Raw genomic sequence first — 18,730 nt, 5'->3', positions numbered from 1 at the left:
GATCCCTCTTTCTAATATTCATCTGGATCTATAAGATGAGGAATCGCTTTTATTTCATTCCATCTTTCCTCGCTCATGATATAACCTGTTCCAGGACCCCTATAATCGTTTTCACAGTTTACAGCACTTATTACGTTAAAATTCTTGTCAATTATAGAAGATGTTTGTAAATAATCACCTGATACTCGTTGTTTTAACATGTTTAAAATATTTTCTGCAATATCTTCAAATCCAGATCTATAAAGAGCTTTTACAACGTCAAGCCCTGTTATGCCTTTTTTCATCATTTCATCTATCGCTAACAAATCCTTTACTATATCTCTTTCAGGCATATCTTTACTTCCATGAGCATACGTAGCTTTCTCTACTTCTTCATTGGTTATGGGTGGTAATCCTAATTGGGTAAAAACGGATTTTAAAGCCCTTGCTGCCCTATTTCTGACCATTATTACTTCTTCTTCTGACACAGGCCTCAAACCACCATCTACTTTTAAATCCCTCTGCAACACATTATAATCGTCATAGTCATCTACATCAAAATTAGATCCTGCAAACATATTATCATAATTAGGTGTGGCACTATAACCTGAAAATATAAAATCTGTACCTGGCAGAAACTGCAGCATTGTCTTAGCTGTTCGCCTTATATCCGAATGCGAAAACGTCTGATCATTACCGGATGCTACTTCCAAATCCAGCATAGCAGCTACAAGATTTTCAGCCAGTATAGCTCTTATTCCTGATGGAACTGAAGAAGTAACCCCAATACAGCTTATAGATCCATTTTGTATCCCTTGTACACCTGCTCCTTTTGCAATCATAATACACCTGATTTCAAGGTAAAGCATCGATTTTCCTTCGGCATCACCCATAAGTACTTCAGATCCTGTACCAGATGTAAACCTTATCTTGAGGCCGCGGGATGCATAAGCGGATGCTAAAAATGCTTTTGAAAATGGCGTATCGTCGCCATCGATAAACACACCCTCAGTCCCGTAGACCGATATTGTTTCAGCATAGGAAGTAAGTCCCCTCATGGCTATGTTAAGCTCCGTCGCTTCTTCTACAGCACACTGAGTTAATACGCCACCACGACCTGTCTGTGAACCTACAAGAAGTGCCAATGCATTTAAGGGCGCATAACGAGCTATACCTACCGTAGTCTCTTCTTCATCAAATCCCCTTAAAGCCCCTTCTGCTGCATCTGCTGCTATAAGCACAGGGTTATCCATGAGATTAGTTACATGAGCCTGAATAGAAGGAATTTTCCTTGCTCTCATCTTCTGCATAGCCATCATCATTTCTACTACGTTCATAGAATTTACAACTTCCAATATTTTGGCAGGTGTCAAGCCTCTCGTGATATTTAGAATTTCTCTTCTACTTACATTTACATCAACAAGCATTTTTGCTATATCAATACTTTTTATGTTCATAGCGTTAATTGCGGCGGATATATCAATAGAGTTATCAGCAATAAACTCATCAATAAAATCAAATTCGTCGCGCTTTTTCCCATCTAGTTCTACAATCACACCATTTTCAATTTTTATTGATGGTTTCGGATCTCTGAGAGATTCCATGGCAATAAAACCCTTTTCGGGCCACTCCCTCATAAATGCATCGTTATTTATAGGTCTACTATCCAAAACTTGAAACCTTTTTGAACGTTTCATAGAACCGCCACCTGTGATAATTTAATTTAATTATATATCCATTTTATGTTTAAGTCAATAATTTTCTGTCAATAATATGTTATATTTATGTTTGTATTTAACATATAAAAATGTTGACATTTAAGCGTATCTTTCATAAAATTAATATATGCAACAGAAAGGATGAAAGTAATGACCGTTGATAGAAGACAAAAAATATTAAATTTGATAAATTCAAAAGGAGAAGTAAGACTGAGTGAGTTAAAAAAATTCTTTCCAGATGTATCTGAAATGACTTTAAGAAGAGATCTCATGTATCTTGAATCACAAAATAAGTTAATAAGAGTTCACGGTGGTGCTCGTTCGATAAATTCACTAAGCGCTGGTGAATATGATTTTAATAGGAGTATGCTAGAAAATATTGCAGCAAAAGAAAAAATAGCAAGGATAGCTACGCGATATCTTGTAGAAAATACCTCTACTTTTATAGACGCAGGAACTACACTTATGACTTTTGCAAAACAAATACCTAATATTAGACTATATGTAATAACAAATGCTCCAAACATAGCCATAGAGCTTTTAAAAAGAAGTAATATAGAAATAATTTTATTAGGGGGCAATTTAAATCACCATACAATATCTTCTTCAGGTCCTTTCGCATTAAAGAATCTACAAAGCTTGAATATAGATTTGGCATTTTTATCTATTGGTGGTTATTCGATATCAGCGGGGTTTACTAATCCCAATATTTATGACAATGAAATAAAAAGTTATGTAATAAAGAACGCTAAGAAAAAAATTATGCTTATGGATTCATCTAAGTTTAATAAAAGCCTACCTTTTACCCTGGCACAACCCGAAGAGATTGATATACTTATTACAGATAAAAAACCTGATGATAATATTCTGGAAGAATTTGAGAAAAAAGGGGTGGAGGTCGTGTATGATTTGTGATAAAATAATATTTAAGAAACTAAAAATAGAAAGGAGCACATTAATTAATGGACAATTTTCACGAAGAGGTCGTTAAAAAGAAAGATATGACTTTAAACAATATTATATACTATACCTCATACCTATTTATGGTTATTTTTGGATTAATATCATTAAACTTTCTATTTAGTATACTTGCTCACTTCAACATTATCAACTTGATTATAGCAGTTATAGCAGGTGGTATTGCATATGGCTTGTACGTTTTACGAAATAGCCAAAAGATCGAATATGAATACACATTTACCAACGGAGATATTGATATCGCTAAAGTCATAATGAATAGTAAAAGGGTTCATATTTTATCCACCAATGCAAAAGAATTTGAGGTGATAGCCCCCGTCAACAGTGACGCATACAAAAAGATATCTCATAACATTCGCAATTATAAAATATTTAAAGCGTATAATAACATTGATAAATTATATTTTGGTATATTTAGTCAAAATGGTAAACACTGTTTTCTTCTTTTTGAGCCCAGCGATAAATTGCTTAAACTATTGAATTTATATAATCCTAAAAATGTTCAGGTTGAATAAAACATAGTTTTATTCAACCTTTTTATAAAAGAACGATTTAAACTGTTCTAAACCAAAACGTTTTGGCATAAAAATCTGTTCAGTACTACCTACAAACAAAATACCGCCTGGGTTTAGAGCCTTTGCCAATTTATAAAATACCATTTCTTTTGTATCTTCATTAAAATAAATAACTACGTTCCTACACAATAGTAGATCAATATCGCTGAAATATTCATCTAATATAAGATCATGCTTTACAAAGGAGACATTTTCTTTTATTTCTTCTTTAATCGCGTACATTCCATTTTTTGAATCAAAGTACTTCATAAATTCTGTAGGTACATTTTCAATGCTTTTAGCATTGTAGATACCTGCTTTCGCTTTTTTTAACGCGTTTTCATCAATATCTGAAGCAATTATCGTAAACCTTTTCGGATCAATATATTTTCTCAACAACAATGAAATCGAGTAAGGTTCTTCTCCATTAGAGCATGCTGCACTCCAAACTTTAATAAATCTTTTTTTACTTATAATTGGGATTATATCATTTTCCAATATAGACCATTGTTGAGGATTGCGGAAAAATTCAGAGACATTAATAGTTATATAATCAATAAACTCATTATAAGCATCTTTATTGTTTCTAAGCAATGTTAAATAATCAGAATATTCATTCAAATTATGGCGAGTCATAAGTGTTTTTATTCTGCGCATCATTTGATTCTCTTTATATGCGGATAAATCAAGTCCAGCAATCTCCAATATCTCTTTAATAAACTCTCTGTACAGCAAAATAATAACCCCTTTAACCCTATAACAAAAAAGTCGTGAAAATTCACGACTCTATTTAATAATTTTGTAGAATCTATCATCAAATCCCGCTTATCTATAAATTAGCAACTTTTACGGGCTGCTCAAATATCCCTCGCTTAACCTCTGTAGCAGTCATATGCTTGGCATTAAGCATGCTTGTTAAAAAGTTACATGCGTCCCATGGATTGACATCATTTCCACATGTAAAAACATCAACTGCAGCATATCCTAATTCAGGCCAAGTGTGTATCGTAAGGTGAGATTCTGATATAATTACAACTCCACTTACACCTTGAGGACTAAACTTATGAAAAGCCACTTCTCTTACTTCAGCTCCAGCTCTTAGAGCAGATTCAACCATAATACGTTCTATATTCTCTCGATCATTTAATATTTCGGCGTCGCAACCATATATCTCTGCCAAAATATGACGGCCCAAAGCATTCATTCTATATTAATTACCTCCTTCATATATATTCAATAAGATACATTTTAGCAGATTTTATCTAAAAGTCAAGGGTTTTTAAATTTTTTATTTAATCTTCAGCCTTATTCTTTTTTTGTCTAAATCTACATTTAGTACTTCAACATTAACTATGTCACCCTCTTTTAAATCACCTTTTTCGTTCAAATGTGTTTTATGAATTAGTCCATCAATCCCCGGTTCTAATTCTACAAACACTCCAAATTGAGTTATTCCTACAACCTTTCCTGTTTTAATATCACCTACATGGTATTTTCTATCAGCACTATCCCATGGGTTTGGAATTATCTTTTTTAAGCTTAAAGCTATTTTTTCGTTTTCCCGATCAATATTCAATATATAAACTTCTAATTCATCTCCAATGCTTAATACATCAGATGGATGTTTAATTCGTCCCCATGATATTTCATTTATCCTGAGCAGACCATCAATACCCCCTATATCAACAAATGCTCCATATTCTGTTAGACTCTTCACTACGCCTTTAACTACCTGACCCACCTGTAGATTTTTCAATGTTTCAGCCTTTTTCTTTTCTATCATATCTTTTAAATAATTTCTTCTGGACCCTACTATTCTTTTCTTTTGCTCATCTATTTCAATTATTTTTAAATCGATAGTTTTCCCAATGTAATCATTAAGGTTATCTACGTGTTTTAAATCTAAATGAGATGCTGGTATAAAGCAACTAAAGCCTTTTACACTACCTAATACACCGCCTTTTACGGTCTTATATATTTTGCCTTTTACAGCATTTTGTTCTTCATAATCATTCTTTAGTTCATCCCAAATTTTAGAAGAATCGACGCGTTTTTTAGAAGCAAGAACATTTCCATCCTCATTTTCAAGTCTTAAAATTTCGACTTCAATTTTATCCCCCACTTTAACCACATCTGAAGGCAATTCTTCGTCATCATAAGTTAACTCGTTTTTTGGCACAAAAGCATCTGCTTTATAGCCTATATTTAATATCGCTCCCTCATCATTTACTTGAATAACCGTGCCTTCGACTACATCTCCCCTTTTAATTTCTTTAAAAGTTTTTTCATATTCATTCATGTAATCCAATTTTAATCCCTACCCTTCGCTTGTTTTTGCAACTCATCAATTACTGAGTTTATAACCCAATCCGGTGTTGAAGCACCAGCCGTTATACCTATTATATCACTTTTCGATAATTTGTTTAATGGCAATTGTTCCTTTGATTCAATATGGTATGTTCTTTTACAATGTTTTTGGCAAAGCTCCGCTAACTTCTTCGTGTTTGAGCTGTTTAATCCTCCTACCACTATCATCACATCTACTTCTTTGGCAAGGTTTTCAGCCTCTGTTTGACGCTGATATGTGGCATCACAAATTGTATTAAAAGTAACCAAATCATTTATTTTTTTACTCAAAATCTCAACTATCTTTTCCCACTTTTCGCGCATCATCGTCGTCTGAGAAACAGCGCAACCTTTTTCAAAATTAGGTATTGTCTCTGCTTCTTCGATAGAATTCAAGATAATGGCTGTATTATCACACCATCCGTTTACTCCTTTTACTTCGGGATGTGTAGGATCTCCTACAATAACAATTTGATATCCTTTTCTATAGTATGTATTTGCTATTTTCTGAACTTTTTTTACAAATGGGCAAGTTTTATCAAAAATGGTACATCCCTTATCACGAATCAAACGATATTCTTCTTTGGATATTCCATGGGTACGTATGATGAGATTGCTTTCCGGTGTTAGTTCATCTATAGAATCAACAACTTTTACACCCTTCTTATCATAAAATTCAACTACTTGTGGATTATGAATTATGGGACCATACGTATATATAGGATTAACGCCTCTTTTAAGCAATTCGTCAATAAAGTTTACAGCTCTTTTAACACCAAAGCAATACCCTGCCATTTTAGCCACTATTATTTTCATTTGCTTCCTCCTGTAGTGCTCTGATTTTTTCTATGACAATCTGACTTATTTCACTTAAATATTCACTATCATTCTTATTATTCGAATTTACTTTTAAATAAAAAGGACTACCTATATTTATTATAATTTTATTGAATAATTTGTACTCGCCTACGATGGCCACGGGAACAATGGGACATGAAGCTTTAATAGACAAGAGCGCTACACCAGGTTCTGCTTTTTTTAGCTCACGATTTCTACTTCTTGTCCCTTCTACAAAAAGTCCCAACGCCTTACCTTCTTTCAGTATTTTAAGAGCAGTTTTTATTGCCATAAAATCTGCAGTACCCCTTTTAACAGGAAATGCACCTAACATCTTCAATATTTTTCCGAAAAGCTTATTATGAAACAATTCCTCTTTCGCCATATAATATATTCTACGTTTTATAAAACATGCAACTAAAGGAGGATCAAAATAGCTTATATGATTAGGGCAAAGAATAAAAGCCCCGCTCTCAGGAATGTTATCAATACCTCGAACTTCTATTCTAAAAAATAATAGCAATAATAATTTGACAATTATTTTTGCTATATTATAAAACATAAGGTAAAACACCTACCTTATAAATCTATTTTAACAATTCTATTATGTGGCATACCACCTCATCTACTGACATATTAGAAGCATCTATTAGATGTGCATCATCTGCCATTTTTAGCGGTGAATATTCTCTGGTTTCATCCTGCAAATCTCTTGCCTTTATCTGTTCAATAACTTCACTAAATTCAATCTTTACACCTTTTCTTTTTAATTCCTCATATCGCCTTTTTGCTCTTATTTCAACAGATGAGGTAAGAAATATTTTTAAATCGGCATCTTTAAGGACTGTCGTACCAATATCTCTGCCTTCCATTACGACACTTTTGCAATCTGCTATCTTTCTCTGTAGCGACACTAATATACGCCTTACCTCAGGTATGCTGGCTACTTTAGATACATTTGCGGTCACAAGAGCAGATCTTATATCTTCAGTTACATCTTTATTGTCTAGATAAATCCTGCCATTTTCAAACTGTATTTCTGTGGAATTTAAAATATCCACTACAGTATCTGTATCACTAAAATCTACATGTTTATCTAGCAATTTTAATGTTACAGCCCTATACATTGCTCCTGTATCAATATATTCTATATTCAACCGCTGAGCTAACTCTTTCGCAACGGTACTTTTACCCGCTCCTGCAGGGCCATCAATAGCTATTTTTAAATTTGATATATCGGGTCTTAATATCTTTGCCTTTTTTAAGTAAACATGCTTAATTTTTTTGTGCTCATCAGCCTGAATATGTACTAATACCCGTATACATCTCCTTAAGCTATGTTTAACCTCGGCCTCCTGTAAACACATTACAGGTATATCATATCCCAAAGATCTTATAGCCGGTGCCGGGTATGCATCATCAAGATCTTTAGTAACCGAGAACAGAATATCCACTATTTGCGAAGGATCAATGTTGTTGGAATTAATAATTTCGTTTATGAGCATTTTTGCGGCATTTATTATATCTTCTTTTTTATTGTCTTCAACACTTATAGCCCCTCTTATTGAGTATAAAGTCATCGCTGTCACCTCATTCCAATACGGCATAACAAACTTATCTTCTCGTCAATGTATTTTTCTATAATACCATGAGGGAAAATAATATTCCCGCTTGCCCTTGCTATTTTTACTTTAGCTGGAGTCGTTGACTGCAACTCTATTATGTCACCTTTGCTAACATTTAATATAATATTATTAGTAAATGATGCTATTTCTTCTCCATTGCGGTAAATCCTTATACTCGCATTATTTTTATTAGATTTTATTTCAATCCAGCCAGTCTTCTTACAAACATTAATATCAGTGTATTTTTCAGCTCTTACAACATTGTTAATTTCGAATTTATTGTATTTTATGCCGCTGTTTGCCATTACAATAAGACAAAATAAAATCGCCCCTATTAAAATTAACATTTTTTCTATTTTTAATAACATTATCTTTATATCCCCCAATGTATGATATTTATGATATGTTATGTAATATCAATAAATATCATACATTGATTACCACAATAAGTGTCGCGTGTCATTATACAAAGTCAAAACAGCATTCTTATTTTCATATATTTCAATAATATTAACCGCTGTATTGTCCTGTCGAAACCTGTTATATTTTGATATATCTATTCCTAATAAACCTAACACCATCAGTTTTATGGGTCCTCCATGACTTACTATTATTATATCTTGATTACTGGACTCATCTAATACCTTTCTAAGCCCCACCATAACCCTTTCATATACGTCTTTGAGCATTTCACCACCTGGTATTTTTGCATTGTGAGGAGTTTCTTTCCAGACCTTATGCTCTTCAGGATAGTTTTTTTTGATTTCTTCAAAAGTAAGACCTTCCCACAGACCAAAATTTATTTCCCTAAATTCTTTCATCCTTATGATATCCTTTTTCAAAATTTCAGCAATATAAGAGGCGGTTTCAACTGCCCTCCTCAGATCACTGGAATATATCTTATCTATATTATACATACTCATTCTTCGTGCTAACATCATTGATTGGTGTCTACCATTATCATTTAAAGGTATGTCTCTACAACCCTGAGTTTTGTTATACAAATTCCATTCTGTTTCTCCATGCCTTATGAGGTATAATCTATTCATCTTTAGCCCCTTCTGTTTTATCAGAATAAACCCCATATTTATCCCATATTTTCTCAAGATGATCAAAATACGTAGTGATTATGTTCTTTTCTCTTAAACCAACGCTTACTATTAAAGCATTTATTAGACTCAAAGGCGCAACTAGCGAATCAACAAATGAAGCAATATTACTTTTTGCCAATAATACGCAATCGGCAGATTCAGTTAAAGGCGATAAATTGCTATCAGTTATTGCAATAACTTTAGCTTTTTTCTCCTTTGCGTACCTGAGCGCATCAATAGTTCTGCGGGAATACCTTGGAAACCCTATTCCTATCACGACATCATTTTCCCCGACCCTTAATAATTGTTCAAAAATATCGCTTACGCCATAGGATACTACTCTCACATTGTCCAGTATCAAATTTAAATAAAACCCCAAAAATTCTGCTAAAGCCATTGAACTGCGCAACCCTATAATATATATTCTTCTGGCATTAAATAAACTATCAACAACCTTATTAAAAACATCAATATCAAGGGTATCTAATGTTGCCTTTATATTTTCTAGATCGGATTTTAACACAAATTGAACAATATTATTATTTTCCGTATAATCCTCAGCTAATTCCAATCTTTGGATAGTAGTAAGTTTCATTTTTACAAGATCTTGTAATGATTTTTGAAGTTCCGGATACCCTTCAAATCCGATGGCATTGGCAAATCTAACCACCGTCGACTCGCTTACGTTTATTTTTTTGCCTAACTTAGATGCCGTCATAAATGCTGCTTTATCATAATGCTCAAGTATATACTCTGCTATAAGCCTCTGGCTCTTACTGAACTCAGGAAGGTGTTGCTTTATCCTGTCTATCAAATCTGTATTACTCACACCCTACCACCTTTTTAATATAATTTGATTTCAAAATGATTATAACATATAAATTTAAGTTTCGTAAATAGAAACTATCAACTCGTCTCCATCTAATGAAACACCAAAAATTAAATTATGATGTTTTAATGTTTTATTTAAAAAATCTATTACTTTATACAATTCGCCGTTATATGCAAATCTCCTTTCAGCAATCAATTCCAGTTTACCTTTATTTTCCATTTTTGTTAAATCCAATCTATTTCACCTCTGAAAAATTTTAAAATAGTTTAAAGCAAGAAGTGTTAATGTAAAACCATTAACACTTCTTTACAGTGATCAAGCAGGATATACTTTTTCGTTAAAATCTACTAAATCTGAATCTATTTTATATTTTCGCGCTTGTCTCTGTTTAAAGAAATTCAATGCCACCTGTGGGAATAACGCATATGAAAGTATATCTTCATCTTGCTCGATGTATGCAGATATTTCTTTCTTCAATTCATCCATCTGTGGCTTTAATAGGTCAGCAGGCCTTACTGTTACAACTTCTTCATCTCCAATTATTTTTTTCTTTATTTCCTCAGATATAGGTACAGGCGGTCTCCCATAAAGCCCTTTAACATAATCCTTTATTTCTTTAGGAACCATCTTATATCTTTCACCTGTAAGTACATTTAATGTAGCCTGCGTCCCTACCATCTGACTAGTAGGTGTAACTAGTGGAGGATAACCCAGGTCCTCTCTCACTCTAGGTACTTCTTTTAAAACTTCTTCATATTTGTCCAATGCATTTTGCTGTTTTAACTGTGAAACAAGGTTCGAGAGCATACCTCCAGGAATCTGGAATTTAAAAGCTCTTGTGTCTATTTCAGTAGTCATAATAGCACCCTTTTTAATATGATCTTCTCTAACTTTTTTAAAGTATTCAGCTATTTCATTTAATAAATCAAGATCTAACCCGGTATCGTAAGGAGTGCCTTGAAGGGTTGCCACTAACGGTTCTGTAGCCGGCTGAGATGTTCCCAAAGCCAGAGGAGAAATAGCTGTATCAACTACATCCACACCTGCTTCTATAGCTTTTAAATAAGTCATATCAGCAACACCTGTGGTATAATGACTGTGCAATTGGATAGGTAGTTTAATCGTTTCTTTCATTTTCTTAATTAATTCGTATGCAGTATAAGGAGTCAATAACCCCGCCATGTCTTTTATACATATAGAGTCACAACCCATATCTTCTAATTTTTTAGCCATATCCACGTATGTGTCAATATTATGAACGGGACTCAAAGTATAGACAACAGTTCCCTGTGCATGTCCTTTATACTTTTTAGTTGCCTTTATGGCTACTTCTAAATTTCTTATATCGTTTAATGCGTCAAATATCCTTATTATATCAATGCCGTTATCAATAGCTTTTGCTACAAAAGCCTCTACCACATCATCAGGATAATGCCTGTATCCGAGGAGATTTTGTCCTCTTAATAACATCTGAAGTTTTGTATTTTTAATTTTATCTCTAAGCTTTCTAAGCCTATCCCATGGGTCCTCATTCAAAAATCTCATACATGCGTCAAAGGTGGCTCCTCCCCACATTTCCAGAGAAAAATATCCAACCTTGTCCAATTTTTCGGCAATAGGAAGCATCTCATCTGTAGTCATTCTTGTGGCTAACAATGACTGATGAGCGTCCCTTAAAACCGTTTCTGTTATCATTACCTTAGCCATTTAAAACTCCTCCCTTACATAAATGATAATATAGCTTCTCTTATAAGCTTTGCCGCTAACATTGACGTTATATCTGAACAATCATTAATGGGCGAAACTTCTACTAAGTCAAAGCCAATTACATTTAATTCCTTCATCAAATGTATAGCATCCAACATTTCTCGGGAACTAATCCCACCGGGTTCAGGCGTACCCGTTCCTGGCGCAAATGCAGGATCTATAACGTCTATATCTAGGGTAACATAAATAGGTCTATTTTTCAAATCATTTAACACGCTTTTTAATGGATCTAATACATCAAACAAAAACATGTGACCATATTCTTTAGCATACTGAAATTCTTCCCTTATGCCAGATCGAATTCCAAAGTGATAAATATTTGTTGGCTTTACATATCTTGCGGCAAGTCTCAAAACATTGGCATGGGAGTATTCCTCACCAAAAAACTCTTCTCTTAAATCTGTGTGAGCATCAAAATGTAAAACTGCCATTTCATCTCCATATTTATTATACGCTTCTTCTATTATTGGAACACTTATAAGGTGTTCGCCCCCTATGAACAAAGGCTTTTTACCATCATTAAATACCTCTTTTGCGGCATTTCTAATAATATCTATACCTTTTTTCACATTGCCAAAGGGCAATACCAAATCGCCACAATCGTAATATTTTTTATCATGTAAATATCTGTCTAAATAAACGCTATACTCCTCTAGTCCATAAGACATTTCACGAATTCTCTGAGCACCAAACCTGGAACCAGGCTTAAAACTTACTGTATAATCAAACGGTATACCCATTAATACTATATTGGCTTTATCATAGTCATCTATACTACCAAGGAATTTGTTGCTAGACATAAGGTCAAAAGAAAACTTTTTCATATGTTACTACCTCGCATTTATTATATTTTTCACAAAGGGCGGAAGCACAAATGCACTATTATGTATTTCTGGAGAATAATATTTCGTATCTATATCTTCAAAGGACTTTACATTTAATGGATCATATATTTTCGATCCTAAAGTAAAAGTCCAAAGTCCACCCGGATATGTCGGTACTGTTGCAAGATAAAGACGCACAATCGGGAATAACTCCTTTAAATCCCTGTGTATATTTTTAATCAGATCTACATTGTAAAATGGCGACTCAGTTTGCGCTACAAATATACCATCATCCTTCAGTGCATCATAAACCATTTTATAAAATTGCCCGGAAAACAGACCTACAGCGGGACCAATAGGATCTGTTGAATCAACAATTATAACGTCAAATTCATTTCTATGTTCCTGGATGTATTTAATGCCGTCACATATCTGTATATCAGCTCTTTTGTCTTCTAAACCACAACTTATGGACGGTAAAAATTTCTTACTTACTTCCACTACTTTGTCATCAATTTCTGCTAATGTGGCTTTCTTTACAGACTTGTGCTTTAATACTTCTCTTATAGCTCCACCGTCACCACCACCAATTACCAACACCCTTTCCGGATTTACATGTGTGTTTAATGCCACATGGGTTATCATTTCATGATATATGAATTCATCTTTTTCATTGGTCTGTATTATATCATCTAAAGCTAACAGTGTTCCATACTGTGCTGTTTTATAAACGGCTATTTCCTGATAATTGGATTTACCAGAATATAAAACTTCTAATACTCGTACAGATATTTTCTGATCTTTTGTTTGATTTTCTGAAAACCACAACTCCATAATACCTCTCTCCTTACTGCATGTCCTTTGTTTTTATTAATATAATTATAACAAAAAAAAACTCATTTTACTACAATTTGCGAAGATATTCAATCTCTTCATCAGACAAATATCGCCATTGTCCTTCTTTTAATCCTTCTAAAGTAATATCTCCTATTGCAATTCGCTTTAGTGAAATAACAGGATGTCCAATTTTTTCACACATCTTTCTTATTTGTCTATTCTTACCCTCATGAATTTTTATTTCAACCAGAGATCTGCTATTAAAGATTTTAAGTATACTTATTTCTGCAGGTGACGTTACATAGTTATCAATTTTCAAACCGGTTCTAAAACGCCTCAAATCTTCTTCATCTGGAACGCCTTGCAAAGTAGCTAAGTACGTTTTTGTAATTTCATGGCTGGGATGGGTGAGCTTATATGTAAGTTCACCGTCGTTAGTTAAGATCAAAAGTCCTGACGTGTCATAATCCAGTCTACCTACAGGATATAATCTTTCTCGTTGATAACCTATAAGATCCATAACTGTTGGTCTGTTAAATTGATCTTTGACTGTTGTGATAAACCCTACAGGTTTATTCAATAGAATATATATTTTCTTTTTTTGCGGCTTAATTATTTTTCCGTTAACCTGAATTATATCCACGTCAGGATTTACCTTTACACCCATATCAGTAACAACACGTCCGTTTAATTTCACACAACCTTTTCGTATAAGCTCTTCACATTTTCTTCTCGAGGCAACTCCAGATTTTGCCATGTATTTTTGCAATCTTTCTAGCATAATAATCCTCTCTTACAATATTCTTTATAAATATATCTCTATAATTATACCAATTTTTCTTTGTATATATCAAGTAAACCTATTCTCTTTATACGATTCCTTATTTCCTCGGGATCTACTGAGTATAACCCCTGTTGTTTCATCCTTTCAAAGAACACTGAACCTGCAAAGGTATAGCGTAATTTTAATCCCTCACGAGTTTTAATATTTTCATTGGCATATGCGATAAGATCGCCTGTCGCAGTATTCCTTGGTAGCTCAAGAAGGGGTATTCCCATTGCAAGCCTTACACTGTTGTGACCTGCCAGGCTACCTGTTGCCATGGCTTCTGTATGACCTACAAATAATCCTGCCTTTTCTCCAGCACATAGTAGATTATCCACTCCCATTACTTTCATAGCATTATTTCTTGGTGCCATTGACAGATATCTTACAGAATTACCTTTACCGCCCGAATACGGATCTTCATAACGAGCCCTTTCTAAACCCGGAATCTTTCTGAGCTTTTCAAGAGGATAAAATGGTGTCATAAGCTTTGCATGACCTGTATCTAGCAGTATTATATTTTCAGCGTATTCTGGCAATGCGTATTGTTGGCATACTTTAAGGTCTAGTTTCCCTATATTAATATCTTCTTTGGGGACGGGTAAAATTACAACTCCATCCCTATTAAGTTTTTCTCGAATTTCTTCGCTCAGAGAGTCTTTATTTAATTTACAAGAACCACTAAAAGCACCATATACTTCATCGGCTCTCATCCCTAATATATCTTCTACCCCTGCCCTATAACTTATACTTACTCTAGGCCCAAAAGAAGGACATCTTAAAATACACATCGAACAACCATTACCGTACTTTAAACAGTTGCCCATGGGCCCTGTAGAGCCTGTGGTTTCAATAAACACATCACCTTTTATAGTTGATTCGTCAGCTAAAACCACAGATTTAATACTTCTTCCTTCCATCTCCACATCTACAGCTCTTGTCATAAGGCGGATATCAACACCTTTTTCCTCTAATATTTTCCTGACCATTGGCTCCACTTTTGTCACATCATATAGATTAGCATGTTGATGTCCAGGAAAGTTTATGTTAACATGTCTTGCTGCAGCATCCGTTATATTAATTAATTCTTCAGCACCAAGGGCTTTTATTTCCTCGGCACCCGTATATCTACCGTTATTTCTCATTATGCCACCCACAAGGCCTAAACCTGTTAACATATCGGTTTTTTCTAATAAAATAACTTCTGCTCCAGCTTTTCTTGCAGTAAGTGCAGCAGCGCACCCCGCCCATCCTCCTCCTATTATTACTACTCTAATCATGTAAAACTCTCCTTTCAATGAGTCTTCTCACATCAACTTGAACTTTACATGTTTTTACATTAATTTCATCCAACGTTATTTGACAGCTGCCACATACTCCTTCTCCACAACACATAGTCTGATTATTTGAAACTGCTAACATAACTTTTGGATTATATATGTCAATATAATTTAATATGTTAATGTGTTGTTCGTCAGATCCGCCGCTATACACAAAATTTAAATTTTGTTCAGCAATCAAATTTTGTAGAAGTTGCTGTCCGGAAAAAGACAATAAATCTGCATGATAGATTTCTTTACAATAAGGCCGTATATCATCCGTTATGATATCCTTGCCAATTTTCCCTTCATCCACTATAACAACGATATTATTGTGTTGATTAGCTAACTTTTTTACAAGTAAAAGTCCTGGAGCTTGAGCAATACCTCTTAAGATGATAAGTGCGTTTTGATTTTTGAGAGCTTTTACATACTTTAATCCAAAAAGTCCATTCCAATATGGACCTCTTATTATTACTTTTTTAGAGTTCTTATTTAAAACTTTTGTCTTGGGGCCCAAAACCTGAACAGCAATTTTGATAGTATGCTTTTGCAAATCAGAATCCATAATCGATATAGGTGTATCAAAATATGAGACTGTATCTTCTGGCCTTAAAAATATATAAGAACCAGGTTGTGAAAGTTCTCTTGACAATATGCTGTTGACGCTTAACTCCATCATAAATGCATTGTCGCTTATAGGAGTAATGGAAATAACATCAGATACATATGTAATTCTATTGCTTTTGCTCTTATAACCGGCCCACACATATTCTTGATAAATGCATACCCCTCTCCAATTGCAATCACAAAAAGCCTTGCCTTGTAACTGTGAACACGTAAGACATTCACCAACTTCTGCTAAATAGCAAGGGCAGTATTCACTTCCAGCATCTACACATTCAAGCCTTTTCAACGCATTCACCTCCAGTAAACAGCTCTAGTTATTAATTTATGAATGCGCCGAATTTTTGTTACAAAAAAAGTCCTTTAAGGACTAAATAACATTTTTAATCAAATCTCTTATATTTGGTTTGTTGTATTGAACATGAATAGAAGCCAATAAATTAACTTTTGCTAGTTTATCTTCTCCAATATAAATAGTCCCATAACCAATTATTGAATCCTTGGAAATTGGCGCATATATATATGCGGGAACCATAAAATTTATTCTAAAAAGGTTTATTTCTTCGTTTTTAACAGGTAAATAAACATCTGAAGAAGCATATAACGATATATGCTGCTGTCTACCATTATATACACGTATAGTTTTTAATATTTGTCCTTTTGAAATTATTTTTCTATAACTATAATTATCAAAACTATAATTTAAGAGATTTTCCGTATCCTTCCAATCATCAGGATCATTAAGTGTAACTACGATTAACTGCATACCTTTCCTTGTGGCAGATGTAACAAGGCATCTGCCGGCTTTTCTAGTATAACCGGTTTTTACTCCATCTGCACCTGGATATTTCCACAACATCTTATTATGGTTGGTAAAATATCTATATTCATTATTACCATAGGATACTGACTTGTTTTTTGTGGATACTATTTTAGAAAAAATGGGATTTTTCAATCCATACGCCGTTATAATTGCTAGATCTCGTGCCGTGGTATAGTGATTATCAATACCCGCATCTAAGCCATGTGGATTATCAAAATGGGTATCATATGCACCTATGCTCAAAGCTTTAGCGTTCATCATCTGAACGAACTCACTTAAGTTTCCACCTATGTGTTCAGCAACAGCAATGGCTGCATCATTTCCCGACTCCAGCATAACCCCATATAGTAAATCTTCCAGTCGAATTTTTTCGTTAGGTTTAAGGTATATCTTTGATCCCTCAACACAAGCAGCCTTTTGTGAAATTCTGACAACATCATCTAATCTTCCTTTTTCGATCGCAAGTATTGTGGTCATAATTTTAGTAGTACTTGCCATTGGAAGTCTAAGATCCTCATTCTTGGCATAAAGAACCCTTCCTGTCTTGGCATCCATAACTACAGCAGCTTTTGCACTTATTTTAGGAATATCCTGGCCTGCATAAACTGTATTGTATCTAAAAAGGATTACCCATAGAAAAAAGCATAAATATATTATTTTCTTCTTCATTAAATCACCTGTTATGATACAACTGTTGTATTAGTTTTTTTTGTTTTTAAATTAAAAAATTCCTGAATATCATCTATCAAAGCTGGTATTAAATCAATGATTTTATCTGCTGTTACATTGGTATCAACAGGTAATAATTTTATCTGGCCCTGCCCTACTACTAAAAAAGCTATGGGTTTGACTGTAACACCTGCACCACTTCCACCTGCAAAAGGCTTTTGGTAAGCCATCTTATCTGAACCTTCTGACTGATTAGACTGCTGCTCACTTTCATTTTTTTTCTTCTGTTTTTGTACTTCGTACTCGCCACCACCTGCAGCGTAACCAAAGCTCAACTTTGAAATAGGTATAATCACTGAACCATCAGGCGTTTCAACGGGATCTCCCACAATCTTATTTACGTCAACCATATCTTTCAAACTTTCCATTGTTGTTTTCATTAAACCTTCTATTGGATGCTCGCTCATTTTTCAAACCTCCCAGTAATATCAAAAATCCTCCAATAATAATGTGACCTAATCTTATCACAATTATACTATTGGCAAATAAATCAAACCTTAATTCGTTAAAATCAGGTTTAATGCTTACTGCAGGAACATCTGTGAATTTTATGTAAGACGAAGTTAATGCTAAAATTGTATTAATAACAGTATATAAAAACCCTGCAAAAATGGCAGTTAAAGCAGCATCATAAAGCCCTAACTGTATAAATATATCTATCTTATTTATGTATGTCCTTTTTGTTATGTAGTTTATAGCTTTTAGATATTTAATATATAGTTCGAATATATCACTTAACATTTCCCTCATTCGTTTATAGCTTACTTGCTTTTTTCTCTTTTTATTTAATAAAATAGGAAATATATATTTCAATATTATATTGTATCTTAATTCATTGCTATCTTTCCGAAATAAAAAATCAAGATAATTAACTTCAACTTTTGCAATTTTCAAAAAATATAGGTTAACAGAAAAAAGTATTGAGTCATTATTTTTAACCCTTTTAAGACCGAGATTAAATTTCAACGGTGTAAAAAACATTAACAAAAATAATAATAAAACTAGCAAAATATACAAA

Annotated in this window: 22 protein-coding genes; 2 read left to right on the top strand and 20 right to left on the bottom strand. The window is 33.7% G+C overall.

Annotated elements, in window-relative coordinates; genetic code table 11:
* Window positions 1-11 precede the first annotated feature (11 nt).
* Window positions 12-1,676: a propanediol/glycerol family dehydratase large subunit gene (locus BUB87_RS02250; RefSeq protein WP_073341474.1), complete on the bottom strand. Its 1,665-nt coding sequence runs from the start codon at window positions 1,674-1,676 to the stop codon at window positions 12-14.
* 171 nt (window positions 1,677-1,847) lie between these two features.
* Between BUB87_RS02250 and BUB87_RS02245 the strand changes: the two genes are divergently transcribed.
* The gene (locus tag BUB87_RS02245; RefSeq protein WP_073341473.1) at window positions 1,848-2,612 is read left to right on the top strand and encodes a DeoR/GlpR family DNA-binding transcription regulator; all 765 of its coding nucleotides are present in this window, start codon (window positions 1,848-1,850) and stop codon (window positions 2,610-2,612) included.
* Between the two features lie 47 nt (window positions 2,613-2,659).
* Entirely contained in the window at window positions 2,660-3,190 is a 531-nt protein-coding gene (locus tag BUB87_RS02240; RefSeq protein WP_073341472.1) for a DUF6106 family protein, read from the top strand.
* Window positions 3,191-3,199: 9 nt separating this feature from the next.
* Here BUB87_RS02240 and BUB87_RS02235 read toward each other — a convergent pair whose 3' ends face one another.
* The 19 genes from BUB87_RS02235 to BUB87_RS02145 form a co-directional block, all read right to left on the bottom strand.
* Window positions 3,200-3,964, bottom strand: coding sequence for a CheR family methyltransferase (locus BUB87_RS02235; RefSeq protein ID WP_327021774.1), 765 nt, complete (start codon window positions 3,962-3,964; stop codon window positions 3,200-3,202).
* A gap of 94 nt (window positions 3,965-4,058) precedes the next feature.
* Window positions 4,059-4,433, bottom strand: a complete 375-nt coding sequence (gene speD / locus BUB87_RS02230) for an adenosylmethionine decarboxylase (protein ID WP_073341470.1) — start codon at window positions 4,431-4,433, stop codon at window positions 4,059-4,061.
* An 84-nt stretch (window positions 4,434-4,517) separates the two neighbouring features.
* Entirely contained in the window at window positions 4,518-5,528 is a 1,011-nt protein-coding gene (locus tag BUB87_RS02225; RefSeq protein WP_234945933.1) for a 30S ribosomal protein S1, read from the bottom strand.
* Window positions 5,529-5,539: 11 nt separating this feature from the next.
* Window positions 5,540-6,391 (bottom strand): 4-hydroxy-3-methylbut-2-enyl diphosphate reductase, encoded by an 852-nt coding sequence (locus tag BUB87_RS02220; RefSeq protein ID WP_073341468.1) that lies wholly within the window; start codon window positions 6,389-6,391, stop codon window positions 5,540-5,542.
* Window positions 6,372-6,974: a lysophospholipid acyltransferase family protein gene (locus BUB87_RS02215; RefSeq protein WP_073341467.1), complete on the bottom strand. Its 603-nt coding sequence runs from the start codon at window positions 6,972-6,974 to the stop codon at window positions 6,372-6,374. The genes BUB87_RS02220 and BUB87_RS02215 overlap by 20 nt, the downstream gene beginning before the upstream one ends.
* A 25-nt stretch (window positions 6,975-6,999) precedes the next feature.
* Window positions 7,000-7,992, bottom strand: a complete 993-nt coding sequence (cmk, locus tag BUB87_RS02210) for a (d)CMP kinase (RefSeq protein WP_073341466.1) — start codon at window positions 7,990-7,992, stop codon at window positions 7,000-7,002.
* Window positions 7,993-7,997: 5 nt separating this feature from the next.
* A complete protein-coding gene (locus tag BUB87_RS02205) occupies window positions 7,998-8,405 on the bottom strand; it encodes a hypothetical protein (RefSeq protein WP_073341465.1) in 408 nt (135 codons plus the stop codon).
* Window positions 8,406-8,474: 69 nt separating this feature from the next.
* The gene (locus BUB87_RS02200) at window positions 8,475-9,086 is read right to left on the bottom strand and encodes a histidine phosphatase family protein (protein ID WP_073341464.1); all 612 of its coding nucleotides are present in this window, start codon (window positions 9,084-9,086) and stop codon (window positions 8,475-8,477) included.
* The gene (locus BUB87_RS02195; RefSeq protein WP_073341463.1) at window positions 9,079-9,957 is read right to left on the bottom strand and encodes a MurR/RpiR family transcriptional regulator; all 879 of its coding nucleotides are present in this window, start codon (window positions 9,955-9,957) and stop codon (window positions 9,079-9,081) included. The genes BUB87_RS02200 and BUB87_RS02195 overlap by 8 nt, the downstream gene beginning before the upstream one ends.
* A gap of 54 nt (window positions 9,958-10,011) precedes the next feature.
* Window positions 10,012-10,194, bottom strand: coding sequence for a YpmA family protein (locus BUB87_RS02190; protein WP_234945926.1), 183 nt, complete (start codon window positions 10,192-10,194; stop codon window positions 10,012-10,014).
* An 81-nt stretch (window positions 10,195-10,275) separates the two neighbouring features.
* On the bottom strand, window positions 10,276-11,667 hold the full coding sequence (locus BUB87_RS02185) for an oxaloacetate decarboxylase subunit alpha (protein WP_073341462.1): 1,392 nt from the start codon (window positions 11,665-11,667) through the stop codon (window positions 10,276-10,278).
* A gap of 14 nt (window positions 11,668-11,681) precedes the next feature.
* The gene (gene speB / locus BUB87_RS02180; RefSeq protein WP_073341461.1) at window positions 11,682-12,551 is read right to left on the bottom strand and encodes an agmatinase; all 870 of its coding nucleotides are present in this window, start codon (window positions 12,549-12,551) and stop codon (window positions 11,682-11,684) included.
* A gap of 6 nt (window positions 12,552-12,557) precedes the next feature.
* Window positions 12,558-13,385: a polyamine aminopropyltransferase gene (speE, locus tag BUB87_RS02175; RefSeq protein ID WP_073341460.1), complete on the bottom strand. Its 828-nt coding sequence runs from the start codon at window positions 13,383-13,385 to the stop codon at window positions 12,558-12,560.
* A gap of 70 nt (window positions 13,386-13,455) precedes the next feature.
* Complete coding sequence (locus BUB87_RS02170) at window positions 13,456-14,169, bottom strand: pseudouridine synthase (RefSeq protein ID WP_073341459.1); 714 nt, start codon at window positions 14,167-14,169, stop codon at window positions 13,456-13,458.
* A 44-nt stretch (window positions 14,170-14,213) separates the two neighbouring features.
* The gene (locus BUB87_RS14845; protein ID WP_073341458.1) at window positions 14,214-15,494 is read right to left on the bottom strand and encodes an FAD-dependent oxidoreductase; all 1,281 of its coding nucleotides are present in this window, start codon (window positions 15,492-15,494) and stop codon (window positions 14,214-14,216) included.
* A complete protein-coding gene (locus tag BUB87_RS02160; RefSeq protein ID WP_084110778.1) occupies window positions 15,487-16,458 on the bottom strand; it encodes a sulfide/dihydroorotate dehydrogenase-like FAD/NAD-binding protein in 972 nt (323 codons plus the stop codon). Before BUB87_RS02160 ends, BUB87_RS14845 begins: the two co-directional genes overlap by 8 nt.
* Window positions 16,459-16,530: 72 nt before the next feature.
* The gene (locus tag BUB87_RS02155; RefSeq protein WP_073341456.1) at window positions 16,531-17,652 is read right to left on the bottom strand and encodes a D-alanyl-D-alanine carboxypeptidase family protein; all 1,122 of its coding nucleotides are present in this window, start codon (window positions 17,650-17,652) and stop codon (window positions 16,531-16,533) included.
* An 11-nt stretch (window positions 17,653-17,663) separates the two neighbouring features.
* Complete coding sequence (ytfJ, locus tag BUB87_RS02150) at window positions 17,664-18,119, bottom strand: GerW family sporulation protein (RefSeq protein WP_073341455.1); 456 nt, start codon at window positions 18,117-18,119, stop codon at window positions 17,664-17,666.
* Window positions 18,055-18,729 carry a DUF2953 domain-containing protein gene (locus tag BUB87_RS02145; protein WP_073341454.1) on the bottom strand — a complete coding sequence of 225 codons (675 nt, stop codon included), beginning with the start codon at window positions 18,727-18,729 and terminating at the stop codon, window positions 18,055-18,057. Before BUB87_RS02145 ends, ytfJ begins: the two co-directional genes overlap by 65 nt.
* Window position 18,730: the final 1 nt, after the last annotated feature.

The organism is Caldanaerobius fijiensis DSM 17918, from assembly GCF_900129075.1.
Lineage (GTDB): Bacteria > Bacillota > Thermoanaerobacteria > Thermoanaerobacterales > Caldanaerobiaceae > Caldanaerobius > Caldanaerobius fijiensis.
The sequence above is the reverse complement of the archived record's forward strand: the minus strand, read 5'-3'. Positions and strand labels throughout refer to the sequence as shown.